The organism is Pseudomonas sp. BIGb0381, assembly GCF_024809815.1.
In the GTDB taxonomy this organism is placed as follows: Bacteria; Pseudomonadota; Gammaproteobacteria; order Pseudomonadales; family Pseudomonadaceae; genus Aquipseudomonas.
This window is the reverse complement of record NZ_JANUEN010000005.1, coordinates 153306-166056: the sequence shown is the minus strand read 5'-3', so window position 1 is coordinate 166056 and position 12751 is coordinate 153306. Positions and strand designations below refer to the sequence as shown.

Below are 12751 nucleotides of genomic sequence, written 5' to 3'. Positions count from 1 at the left end.
TCGCCACTCGAAGGCTATACGCATGACAGACAACATCACGGCCCCTCCTGCAGACAGGGTTTCGGACGCGCAAAGTCCGCACCTGAGCGTCATCAGGGACAATATCCCCGACTGGTATACCGAGGCGCAGGGCAGCCGCAAAGCTGAACTGGCGTCATTGGATTTGCGTATTCCTGATTGGTACAAAAAGGCCTCGCAGGCTGACAGGGACCGGCTGGGTAAGGTCCACAAGCGCAGCAGGGCGTCGTTGAACCAATTGGATCAGATGCTCGGTGAACTGAAACCGCCGGCAGAGTATGCCGAGCCATTGTTGGCGGACGCGATCGAAAAAAAGTTCGGGCAACGGCTGGATACCAGAAAGGTGTTCTATGCCCGCAAGCTGGAACAGACCACCTGCGACGCGCAGCTCACTGAGGTTTCGACCACGCGCGTCAGCGAATTGGGCCCGCAGTTTTATTCTTATAAAGGTGTCAGCCTGTTGGAGGCGGCGCTGAACAACTTTGCTCCGGAACAGGCGAGCGAGCCGGTGTGTAAGGACTGTCACTTGATCACCCGGTACGACTTTTACCGGCATTCAAGCGCGCAGGTGCATCCCTCAGCCAACGTCCAGTCGCTCAAACTCGACATCCAGGCCCACGCGTTTGCCCAACTGTGCAGGGAGCTGGATCTGGGGCGTTCCTACTACGAATATCTGCGAGCCGCCATCAACCACCACCTTGCGCCAGGAACCCAGAACCAGCCGGCGGGCAAGTTGTTTAGCAGCCTGATCATCAGCCATCAAAACCAGTTGGAACTGGCGGCAGACATCGCCTTGATGAAGGGCGATATCCAGCCTGCGCAACACCAGTTGATCAACGACGTTTTGGTGAGTCAGTCGAGCGGCAAGTGGTCAGGACACACAGTGAAGTTTTCGCCGTTGCGGCTGTGTAACCTCTACATCGAGAACATCCTGATCATCGGTCCGGTGGAGTGGCGGGTAAACATAAGGAATGCCCAGCTCCTGCCGATGCCCTGCATGGTGTATATCCCTGGCGACCCCCTCCATCCCCTCAAGAGCTATGACCACATAGCCGCCTTTACCGACCATTTGACCACCCGCCTGTGCCGTGATGAATACCGCAAATTCTTCAGCCAGTTCGTGCCGCTCGCCCATCAGGACAGTTTTTTTACCCGGCTCAAGGTCTTGCTTGATCCAGGCGCGGCGCATGCCGAGGATCAGGATTTTGTTCCGGCAAATAAAGCTCGAATCACCGATCAGGGGACGTACGGTGTTTCATGGTCTGATGTCTGGATGGACTGCGCGACGCAGCGTATCCGGCTGATCATGAACAACGCCAGTACCGCCGTGGTCTCCACTCAATCGAAGAATGATCAGGCGTATAACGCCTGGCTCTGGTCGTGGGGAAGCACGGCACTGGATATTCTCAATCTGGCTTCTTTCGTGGTGCCCTTCCTGGGGGAGGCCATGCTGGTCGTTGCGGCCGTGCAGATGGTCTATGAGATAGGCGAAGGTATTGAAGCGTGGTCCGAAGGCGACACTCGCACGGCCTGGGCGCACTTTTCGGCGGTGGGTCTGGATCTGGCGGGGCTGGCGGTGCCCAAAGTGCTGATGGCAGCCAAAGACACGGCATTTATCAAGCGTCTGGTGCATGTGGAGTTCGGTGGGCGCACGCGTTTGCACAGTGTCAATCCGGGCCAATACCTGCACCGGATCGCCTTGCCCGAAGGGCTGCGGCCGAACGCGCAGGGGCTGTATGCCCATGAGGGAGGCCTCTATCTGCCGGCAACTGACGGTGGTCACTACAAGGTCGTCACCGGCGCCGAGGGTGAATCCAGGCTCTTGCACCCCGACGGCGATTCACGTTATGCGCCACGCATTCACCATAACGGTATGGGCGCCTGGGTCCATGAGTTCGAACAACCCCTGACGTGGGACCGCAAGACACTGCTCCGGCGTATTGGCCATACGGTCGATCACCTGAGCGATAGCCAGCTTGAGCAGGCGAGGCTATTCAGCGGAGTGTCGGATGACGAGTTGCGTCAGGTGTTTATCGAGCATCGGGCGCCGCCGCCACTCTTCAGAGACATGCTCCGGCGATTTGAGTGCGACGCCAAGCATCAGGCTTTTATCGATCGGCTGAGCAGCCCCGACCCCAATGTGTTCAGTCGCGTCAACTGGTTCATGCAAGTCAAGTTGTTGATCGACAATGGTATGTGGCCTGAATCGCGGGTGCTGATAGCCTTTGATTCCGAGGGCAATCTGACGTGGCTTTCAGGCAAAGTGAGAAGACCACGTGACGTGGTCAAGTTGCAGCCTGAACAGCTCGGCAGTGGGGTCCTGTTCCCCGCCATGCTTAATCAACTGACTGAAGGTGAAATACGCCAGTTGCTGGATGAAGACGAGGTCGAGCAGGAGATACACGCGGAACAGGTGATGCTGGGCATCATTACGCGCGGTGAGCGTTCGGTTGACGGTAAACCGACATTCGCCGAAGAACGTATGGCGCAACTGATGCGTGCGCAGCGTACACCTGCAGCCAGGGCCGCAAGGTACCGGGATCGATTGCTGACAGCGGCTAAAAACACCCGGAATGAGCTGTTCAATCTGGAAATGTCGGCCGGTGATATCTCCAGTGATGTCCATGTCCAGTGGCTCCAGCGCAGCTTTCCCAGCCTGCCTAAATTGGCCGCCGAAGAAATAGTCGCCCACGCCAGGCCCGAAGAGTTGGCACGTTGCATTGAACCCACATCACGCTTGCCGTTGCGGTTGGCCGAAGAGGCACGCCGTTACGCGCAAAAGGCGCGTGTCATGCGGGCGCATGCCGACCTGCTGTTCGACAACCCGTTGACAATGGACGGTGTACACCTGGCGCTGCACAAGCTGGCCGCCATTCCGGGGCAACTGGAAGGGGTGTGTATTGAGCTGCGGGCCGATACGTATGAGGGGCCTGTGCTGGACCGGGTCGGCGATGCGACCGCCCCCAGGCAGCTTCGTCTGATCCGCAGCGACATGAAGGAGTGGATGTTATACAGCGTGCCGCAGCAAAGACTCTATTGTCGCAGTGACAAAGACGCATTTTTCAGCGCGCTGTGGTTCGCCAGCGGCGGGCAGTTCACCCACCGGACAGCGTTACTGTCCTCCACCCAGGCCTTGAAAGGGCAACTGGGGCGCCTGCCGCTGAGCGAGCAGGCAAGCCGGCGTGCGCTGGGCCTGCAAACGATCAGGCCTGGATTCAAATCACCGATGCGCCTGGCGGATGGGCGCATCGGTTATCCGCTGAGTCCGGTGGGGGGCGCGGCACAGCGTCCGTTTGTTTGCACAATGAAAGCGATGGTGCTTTACCCCTCGAAGTCCCTGGCTGAAGTCGAGACCCTGCTAGGGCTTCAAGGTGCGGCGGATGCTGTGCTATTGGCGAGGCTGGCGCACCTGGAAACGGAGTTTTTCGATCTGAATAAAGCGCTGGTGAACTGGCAGGAGGAGGAGTCGGGCTATGCGAGTGCCAGGCGCAGAGTGTCGGCGACGATCAACGAAGTCTGGCAGCGAGGTGGCGCGCAGGCATTCGCGGGGGATGGCACACCCATCGGCCATGTGCTGGATCTATCCGAAGAAGCGGTCGGTGAGCTGCCTGCGATTACCGCCAATATGGATCATGTGGGCCATCTGAAGTTACGTCGAATGGGGCTTTCAGACCGTTCTTTGCCTTTTCTGCAGGCATTTGGCGGCTTGCGCTGGTTGAACCTGAGCGAAAACAATTTCACCCAACTGCCGGCGCTTCGAAACGGCGGGGCAGGGCTGACCAAACTCAACTTGAAGAGCAATGACATCCAACTGACCGAGCAGAGCCGAACGCGCCTGGAGAGCATGCAGCAGTTGAAGATTTTGAATCTGGGACACAATCGACGTTTGGGATGGTCGGCCGATGTAAGCCGCTTACGCGAGTTGAACCAGTTGTATCTGCCGAACACCGGCACCACCCGATTTCCCGTCGGCGTCGAACGTTTGCCTGCTCTCGCCCGTATCGACCTGCATGCAAACCAGATCACCACGTTGCCTGAATACGCTTATCAGCACCGGGAGCGCATCAACGTGCACGAAAATCCCTTGTCGGCGGCCACCCTTGCGCGCCTTCAAATGGGCGAGCCCTTGATGCAATGGGGCGAGCACGTCACCGTGGATGAGGCGCGTGATCTCTGGCTGGGCGAGCCATCGGCCGCAGAGCTGACACGGCGTGGTGGGATCTGGGACGAACTGCGGAGCATTCCTGAGTCGGCGGCTTTTTTTACCGTATTGGCCGATACCACCCGCAGCGCCGAGTACGCCAGTGCAGTGACCCGCCCCTCACTGGCGCAGCGAGTGTGGGACATGCTTGAGGCCGCAAGTGAAAGCCAGGCTATTCGCGAATCGCTGTTTACCACCGCCGATGATCGAGTCACCTGTGGCGACGGCAGTTCGGTTGAATTCATGAACCTTGAAAGCGAGCTGATGGGGGCCAGGGCACTGGAAATGGTGGGAACGGAGCACGTTGAAGGCTCGCTGATCGCTACGGGCAGGAAGCTGTTTCGTTTAACCCTGGTGGACGCCATTGCTCAGCGGGATGTCGAGGCCAGGGGGCCTGGGTTTACTGAACAGGTCGAAGTCATCCTGGCATACCGTACCCTGCTTGCAGACCGGCTTGAGTTGCCGGTCAAGTCCCGCGAGATGCTGTTTCCCCAGCAGGCCAATGTGAGTCAGGCAGCGATCGACGGAGCCTATGCGCAGGTGCTGAGGGACGAGCGCAATACCGCTGCCGAAGAGACTTTTTTGACCGGGCGACTGTTCTGGGAAACACATCTTCGCAGTCGATACCCCCAGGAGCTCAAGGCATTGATGACACCGGAGCTTGATCTGATCGACGAGAAAAGCACCGCGTTATTTGAGCTTTCGGATCTGCAAGGCGAGCAGGTTAGCGCCGCAGACCAGGCCACAAAAGACCAGTGGCAGGCGATGCATGACCAGGTGACTGACCGGCTGGCCGGCCTCTTGGGCAGGCGCCGGGATGAAATACTCGTGAACGGCGCGATGCAGAGTGCGTTTTTTGAGAGCGAACTCAAGCAGTTGGGAGTGGAGCGGCAGGCGCTGGAACAACGATCACTGCGAATCTTGACCCGCAGGGTGCTCAACAACTTCGCCGCCACCCAAGGAACACCGCTTTAAATACCAGGGTGCAGACAGCACAAAGGGGACCCGGAGGTCCCCTTTAATTTGTCGTTGCGTGCTCTTTTTTTATTATTGAGGGGCGGTCTATTGTTGTTTTTGGCAACCGTTACCCTTTACCGCTGTTTTTGGCGACCCCCATCCGGGGTCAAGAGCAAACGTATTTTTTTGAGCGCTGATCTGCTTCTTCGTTAACGATCCAACCAGTGGGTAGCTACCTGAGGTAGTTTTATTTTTCTCTAACCGGTTGCGGGTTTCGGCATGCCGGACCCTGCGAAGCACATCTTCTCCAAAAAAATCTGTTAGCTGCGTCTCTGCCGTGTTGTTTTTGTTATGTCAGAGTCGTTTCGTCTTATTTTTATTAGGTTTGGTGCTTTTTATTCTTGTTATGCCATAGAGATAGCAGAAGGCGTGCCAACTTTTAAAAACTCTTTAAAATCAATAAGTTAATTTTTTAGTAAGATTTTTGCTGCGGCAAATGCGACTAAATATGTTCCCGTGTTACTCGACGTGTAGCCGTGCGGTAACACATTGTCACGGCCGCGCTACTCAAACGGCGTTACGTGCCTTGGCCACGCGCGAACCCGTAGGGCGGCCCAGTACGTGACTGATTTGCAGGCCTGCGCGAATCAATGCGTCCAGGTCGATACCGGTGTCGATCCCCAGGCCATTGAGCAGGTACAGCACATCTTCGGTGGCGACGTTACCGCTGGCGCCCTTGGCGTAAGGGCAGCCGCCGAGGCCCGCAATAGAGCTGTCGAATACCGTAATGCCTTCCAGCAGGCTGGCATAGATATTGGCGATGGCCTGGCCATAGGTGTCATGGAAGTGGCCCGCCAGTTTGTCCCGTGGCACCTGCGCACCGACCACCTCGAACAGCCGCCGCGTGGTGCCCGCCGTGCCGGTGCCGATGGTGTCCCCCAGGGAGACCTCGTAGCAGCCCATGGCATACAACTCCCGCGCGACCGCCGCCACTTGCTCGGGCGCGATTTCACCTTCGTAAGGGCAACCCAACACACAGGACACATAGCCGCGCACGCTGATGCCGTGCTGCCTGGCTGCGGCCATGATCGGCGCAAAACGTTCCAGGCTTTCGCTGATGGAGCAGTTGATATTGCGCTGGGAAAACGCCTCGGAGGCCGCGGCAAACACCGCCACCTCCTTTACGCCCGCCGCCAACGCGTCCTCAAAACCACGCAGGTTTGGCGCCAGCGCACCGTAGGTGACGCCGGGCTTGCGCTGGATCTGCGCGAACACTTCGGCAGAGCCGGCCATTTGCGGCACCCATTTGGGCGAGACAAAACTGCCGACTTCGATATAGCTCAAGCCCGCCGCGCTGAGGGCGTCCACCAATTGGACCTTGTCGGCCACGCTGATGGGTTGGGCTTCGTTCTGCAAACCGTCGCGCGGGCCGACTTCCACCAGGCGTACATGGGAGGGGAGGGACATGGCAGCTACCTTCTGATCAATGGCCAACCTGGCCCATGGTGTGGGCCAGTGCCTGGGTGCAACGCTCTTCGGCGGTGTCCAGTTCCAGCTTCATTTGTTCGATGTCCAGCAGTTGCTGTTCCAACTGCTCACGGCGCTCGGCGATCTTGGCCAGCATGCTGTTGAGTTGGATCTGGTTGCCGCCGGTGGGGTCGTAGAGTTCGATCAGCTCGCGGCATTCCGCGAGGGAAAAACCGATGCGTTTGCCCCGCAGGATCAGCTTCAGGCTGACCTTGTCCCGTGCCGAATAGATGCGCTCCTGGCCCCGGCGTTCCGGGGCCAGCAAGCCTTGTTCTTCATAGAAGCGAATGGCGCGGGTGGTGATGTCGAGCTCGCGGGCGAGGTCGGAGATGCTGTAGGTCGTGCTCATGGGGGCGCTCAAGAGGGTCTTGGCGCTAAGCTAATGGCAGGTTGACGTGAACGTCAAGGGCCGCTGCGCAGCCCATCGGGGGCAAGCCCCCTCCCACAGGTAGCGTTCTTGAACCTCAGGCCTGTTGTTTATCCAGCTTCTTTTCGTGGGCGGTGACTTGCTGGCACAACTCGATCATCTGCTCGCGCATCCAGCGGTTGGCCGGATCCTGGTCGGTGCTTTCGTGCCAGTACAGGTGGGTTTCCACCGGTGGCACGTCATTGACCGGCAGGTGGAACCAGTGCAGTTCATGGCGGCGGGCGAAACGTTCGGGCACGGTCATGACCATGTCGGTCTGCTGCAACACTTGCGAGGCCATCAGGTAATGCTGGGAGCGCAGGGCGATCTTGCGCTGGATGCCCATCTTGCCCAGGGCCAGGTCGACGTGGCCCAGACCGTTGCGGCGGCTGGAGATATGGATATGGGTCAGCGACAGGTAGTCATCCAGGGTGAATTTGTCCTTGCCCGCCATGGGATGGCCCTTGCGCATGGCGCACACGTAGCGGTCTTCCATCAGCTTGACGTGGCGCACCTGCGGGTCGGTGTTGAGCGGCGCATCCACGGCAAAATCCAGGCGCCCGGCCGCCAGTTCCTTGGTAGTTTCGCGGCGTTTGGACAGGAAACTCTCGATCACCACGGTGGGCGCCAGGCGGCGCAGGCGTTGGAACAGCAGCGGCAGAATCACCGCTTCGGTGAGGTCGGTCATGCTGATGCGGTAGGTCTTGGCCGCCTGCTGTGGGTTGAAGATGCGGCTTTCCTGCACCGACACCCGCAGCAACGACAACGCATTGCGCACCGGGCCGATGATGTTCTGCGCCATCGGCGTGGGCACCATGCCTTGGGCGGTGCGCACGAACAGCGGGTCGTTGAACGTCTCGCGCAGGCGGGCCAGAGCGTTGGACACCGCCGGCTGGGTGATGCCGACAATCTGCCCGGCGCGGGTCAGGTTGGCTTCGGTGTAGATCGCGTCGAAGACGATAAAGAGGTTGAGGTCGACCTTGCTCAGATTCATTTCGTTGCGCTCTTATTGTTAGGTGGCCATATGTCGATCATATATCGGTGATGAATGTTAATACACGCCGAGAATAGGCTAGGTAAATTATCAGCGCTGTTCTAGCATCGATTGCATGACCTAAACAACCTCTCAAAGAAGGGAGCTGCTCATGGATTTCGCCTATTCGCCCAAGGTTCAGGAACTGCGTGAACGCGTCACCGCGTTCATGGACGCTTACGTCTACCCGGCCGAGCCGGTGTTCGAACGCCAAGTCAGCGAAGGCGACCGCTGGCAGCCCACCGCCATCATGGAAGAGCTGAAAGCCAAGGCGAAAGCTGAAGGCCTGTGGAACCTGTTCCTGCCCGAATCCGAACTGGGCGCCGGCCTGACCAACCTTGAATACGCACCCCTGGCCGAGATCATGGGCCGCTCACTGCTGGGCCCGGAGCCGTTCAACTGCTCCGCCCCCGACACCGGCAACATGGAAGTGCTGGTGCGCTACGCCAACGAAGAGCAGAAACAACGCTGGCTCGAGCCGCTGCTGCGCGGTGAGATCCGTTCGGCCTTCGCCATGACCGAGCCCGATGTCGCCTCCTCGGACGCCACCAACATGGCCGCCCGCGCCGAGCGCCAGGGCGACGAGTGGGTGATCAACGGCAAGAAGTGGTGGACCTCCGGCGCCTGCGACCCGCGCTGCAAGATCCTGATCTTCATGGGCCTGAGCAACCCGGATGCACCGCGCCACCAGCAGCACTCGATGATCCTGGTGCCGGTGGACGCCCCCGGGGTAAAAATCGTACGCCCGCTGCCGGTGTTCGGCTACGATGACGCGCCCCACGGTCACGCCGAAGTGCTGTTCGACAATGTCCGTGTGCCGTACGAAAACGTACTGCTGGGTGAAGGCCGAGGCTTCGAGATTGCCCAAGGCCGGCTTGGCCCAGGCCGTATCCACCACTGCATGCGCTCCATCGGCATGGCCGAGCGCGCGCTGGAACTGATGTGCAAACGCTCCGTCAGCCGCACCGCGTTCGGCAAGCCTTTGGCGCGCCTGGGCGGCAATATCGACAAAATCGCCGACTCACGCATGGAAATCGACATGGCGCGCCTGCTGACGCTGAAAGCGGCGTACATGATGGACACCGTGGGCAATAAGGTGGCGAAAAGTGAAATCGCCCAGATCAAGGTGGTGGCGCCGAACGTGGCGTTGAAGGTGATCGACCGCGCGATCCAGATCCACGGCGGCGCCGGCGTCTCCAACGACTTCCCGCTGGCCTACATGTACGCCATGCAACGTACCCTGCGCCTGGCCGACGGCCCGGACGAAGTGCACCGCGCGGCAATCGGCAAGTTCGAGATCGGCAAGTATGTGCCTAAAGAGTTGATGCGCAGCGGGCAGTAACACCGCGTCGCCTGCATCGGGGGCAAGCTCCCTCCCACATTTTGATTTGGGAATACATTCAAAGTGTGGGAGGGGGCTTGCCCCCGATGAGGCCATTCCGAACACCGCAAGGCTAAGCCCTCAGTACACCCAAACCTCCACCCGCCGATTCTTGATCCGCCCCTCATCCGCCGTGTTCGCCGCCACCGGCATCTGTGCGCCGAAGCCGCGAATATCGCGCAATACCACGCCGTTCTTGACCAGCTCCCGGCGCACCGCCATCGCCCGTAGCTTCGACAGCAGCGCCGCCCGTTGCGGGTCATTCTTGGCGTCGCCGAATCCCACCAGCGTTACCTGCTTGTCGAGTTTGGCGTGGCTCTTTATATAGGCCACGACGCGCTGCACATCCTGGCGCGCCTTGTTGTCCAGGCTGGCGCTGCCTTCCTCGAAGCGAAAATTCACGGTCAAACGCTGGGCGTCACGGGCAATCGCTTGGTAGTCGTCAGGCATCGAGGGACGGGGTTGCACCGTCATCGCCTGCACCTGCTGGGCGATAAACCCGTTGGCCGCCACAATCGCCTGGCCTTTGCTGCTCTGGGCAAAGTCCACCAGGGCCTTGGCCCACGGGTTGCTGGAGGACGGCGGCAGGTAGAAGAACAGCCGGCGTGACAGCGGGTAATCCTCGGTGGCAATCAGGCTGTTCAATGGCAGCATCGGTTGCGAGTCGCCATCGACAATCGCCACCGCCTTGGCCTGGCGCACGTAAGGCAAGCCGATAAAGCCGATGCCCTGGGGATCCCGGCTCACCGCATCGGACAACGCTTCGCTGGACTCGAAGCGCTTGGCGGACGCGGCCAGGGGCTTGCCGCGCAGGCGCAACACCAGTTCCTTGAAGGTGTCATAGGTGCCGGATTGGTCATCCCGCGCGTACAAATGAATGGCACCGCCGATACCGCCCAGCGCTTCCCAGGTGTCGATCTCGCCGTTGAAGATCTGCGCCAGTTGCTCGGTGTTCAACGTATTCAGTGGGTTGTGCGGGTTGAGGATAATGGCCAGGCCGTCGATGGCGATCACCTGTTCGGCCTCGGGGCTTTTAAGATCGCCCAGGGGGTCGAGGTCCACCAGTTCGCTGTCCTTGATCGGACGGGAAGACGCAGCCAGGTCGGCGCTGGCTTTTTTCAGCGCGGCAAACCCGGTGCTGGAGCCATGGGCCGCCACCTCGACGGTCACTGTCTTGCCCTGGCGCGTCTTGCCGACCACGCGCTGTTCATTGGCGCCCTCGGCCGCTTCGCTGTGCACCGCCTGCAGGCCCTGATGCTCCATCAAGCCCTTGACCAGCGCCGGCCCCAACGCCGCGCCAATGGTGTTGGAACCCTGAATGCGCAAAGCCGGGCCTTGGTCGGGAACGGGTAGCGGGGCAGCCACAACGGAGAAGGAAAATGCGCAACACAACAGGAACAGAACGCGCAGCATCATGCCGGCACCTTCTCAAGCCAAAGGGAGTGCTGCGAGATTAAGTCAGTTGGATTTCAGTAATGTGACTGACAGTCAGCTTATCTGTTACTGATACACCGCGATCGGTGGCAAGCCCCCTCCCACATTTGGCCCGAGCACAGTCAGGGCGATCAGCTGAGTTCAAGCCAGATCGGTGCATGGTCCGACGGTTTCTCCAAACCCCGCAGGTCATAATCCACGCCCGCATCCTTGACCCGCGGCACCAGGCCGGTTGACGCCATGATCACGTCAATGCGCAGCCCACGCTTGGGCTCATCCTCGAACCCACGGCTGCGGTAGTCGAACCAGCTGAAACGGTCGGCCACCTCGGGGTTGAGGTGCCGGAAACTGTCCACCAGGCCCCAATTCTTCAGGCGCGCCATCCACTCGCGCTCTTCGGGCAGGAAGCTGCACTTGCCGGTTTTCAGCCAGCGCTTGGCGTTGTCGGCGCCGATGCCGATGTCGCAGTCTTCCGGGGAAATATTTACGTCGCCCATCACCACCAGGGCCTGGTCGTTGCTGAACTGGCTTTCCAGCAGGTGTTGCAAGTCTGCGTAGAAGCGCTGTTTGGCCGGAAACTTGGTCGGATGGTCGCGGCTTTCACCTTGTGGGAAATAGCCGTTCATGATGGTGATCGGTTGGCCGTTTTCATCGGCGAAGGTGCCCCAGATAAAGCGGCGCTGGGCGTCTTCTTCATCGCTGGCAAAGCCCTTGTGCACACTCAATGCTTCTTTGCGCGAGAGCAGTGCCACGCCGTAGTGGCCTTTTTGCCCGTGGTAGTACACGTGATAGCCCAGGGCCTGCACTTCGGCCAGGGGGAACTGGTCGTCGTGGACCTTGGTTTCCTGCAGGCCGATGACGTCGGGTTGGTGTTTTTCAATCAGTGCCGCCAGCTGATGAGGGCGGGCGCGCAGCCCGTTGATATTGAAGGAGACGATTTTCATGGTCGGCGGTCCAGTCTGGCAAAAGGGCGATGCTAGCGGACAAGTCGGACGGGGGCCAGCGTGGCGGTAGGACAGATGCACTGCTAATGTCTGGGAACGACTGGTGCTGCGTAGGTTCGTACCCATAAGAACGCCATCTATTGAGTGGCGCCCAGGGAGATTGACTGTATGACTGACACTGCCATTGGCGAAGTTCGCCTGCTCAACAGCGGCTATTCCCGCGAAGCCCGCTCCCTGCTGTACCAGGCCTATCGGCATGAGCCGACGTTTGCCTACATCTTTGAAGCTGAACGCGCAGGCTATGAACAACGGGTACGCGCCACGGTGCGCGAACTGGTCAAGCAGCATTTCTTCCAGAAACTTCCGGCGATTGGGCTGTTCATCAACGACCGCCTGATCGGCATCGCGCTGATCGCGCCCCCGCAGCGGCGCCTGGGGATTACCGAAAGCTGGGCCTGGCAATTGCGCATGTGGTTGAGCACCGGCGTGCGCGGCACCCGGCGCTACTTGGACTACCACTATGCGGTAATGGCCTGCTTGCCCAACGAGTCGGTGCATGTGTTGCCGCTGATGGGCATTCACCCGCAATTCCAGGGCAAGCACTACGGTGAACAGCTGCTGGGAGCGGTGCACAACTGGTGCGCGGAAGACCCGCACTCATCCGGTGTGGTACTGGATACGGGGAATTCGCGCTATCTGGAGTTCTACAAGCGCCAGGGCTATGAAGAGATCGGCGAAGTGGCGGTAGGACCGATTCTGGAACACGTATTTTTCCACCCCAATCCGCAGGTGTTACATGCTGCAACGGCTTAGCGCAGAATTTTTCAGAATCGTCTGAGTTCTAAGTTTC

Annotated in this window: 8 protein-coding genes; 3 read left to right on the top strand and 5 right to left on the bottom strand. The window is 59.6% G+C overall.

What is annotated here, in order from left to right; translation table 11 throughout:
• The first annotated feature begins 22 nt into the window (after positions 1-22).
• Entirely contained in the window at positions 23-5194 is a 5172-nt protein-coding gene (locus M2397_RS15945; protein ID WP_259244007.1) for an NEL-type E3 ubiquitin ligase domain-containing protein, read from the top strand.
• A gap of 549 nt (positions 5195-5743) precedes the next feature.
• On the opposite strand, the gene M2397_RS15940 is transcribed toward M2397_RS15945, so the two are convergent.
• The 3 genes from M2397_RS15940 to M2397_RS15930 all read right to left on the bottom strand — a co-directional run bounded on the left by M2397_RS15940 (position 5744) and on the right by M2397_RS15930 (position 8103).
• Positions 5744-6643 (bottom strand): hydroxymethylglutaryl-CoA lyase, encoded by a 900-nt coding sequence (locus M2397_RS15940; protein ID WP_167655690.1) that lies wholly within the window; start codon positions 6641-6643, stop codon positions 5744-5746.
• A gap of 16 nt (positions 6644-6659) precedes the next feature.
• Positions 6660-7052, bottom strand: a complete 393-nt coding sequence (locus tag M2397_RS15935; RefSeq protein WP_090402693.1) for a MerR family DNA-binding transcriptional regulator — start codon at positions 7050-7052, stop codon at positions 6660-6662.
• A gap of 115 nt (positions 7053-7167) precedes the next feature.
• Complete coding sequence (locus M2397_RS15930; protein WP_131698107.1) at positions 7168-8103, bottom strand: LysR family transcriptional regulator; 936 nt, start codon at positions 8101-8103, stop codon at positions 7168-7170.
• Between the two features lie 151 nt (positions 8104-8254).
• Here M2397_RS15930 and M2397_RS15925 point away from each other — a divergent pair, with 151 nt between their 5' ends.
• A complete protein-coding gene (locus M2397_RS15925; protein ID WP_029298342.1) occupies positions 8255-9484 on the top strand; it encodes an acyl-CoA dehydrogenase in 1230 nt (409 codons plus the stop codon).
• Positions 9485-9604: 120 nt separating this feature from the next.
• Here the strand turns inward: M2397_RS15925 and M2397_RS15920 are convergent, their stop codons facing one another.
• Both M2397_RS15920 and xthA read right to left on the bottom strand, forming a co-directional pair.
• Complete coding sequence (locus M2397_RS15920; protein WP_259244005.1) at positions 9605-10939, bottom strand: phosphate ABC transporter substrate-binding/OmpA family protein; 1335 nt, start codon at positions 10937-10939, stop codon at positions 9605-9607.
• 149 nt (positions 10940-11088) lie between these two features.
• Positions 11089-11901: an exodeoxyribonuclease III gene (gene xthA, locus M2397_RS15915; protein ID WP_145337632.1), complete on the bottom strand. Its 813-nt coding sequence runs from the start codon at positions 11899-11901 to the stop codon at positions 11089-11091.
• A 168-nt stretch (positions 11902-12069) separates the two neighbouring features.
• Here xthA and M2397_RS15910 point away from each other — a divergent pair, with 168 nt between their 5' ends.
• A complete protein-coding gene (locus M2397_RS15910; RefSeq protein WP_131698104.1) occupies positions 12070-12714 on the top strand; it encodes an N-acetyltransferase in 645 nt (214 codons plus the stop codon).
• Positions 12715-12751: the final 37 nt, after the last annotated feature.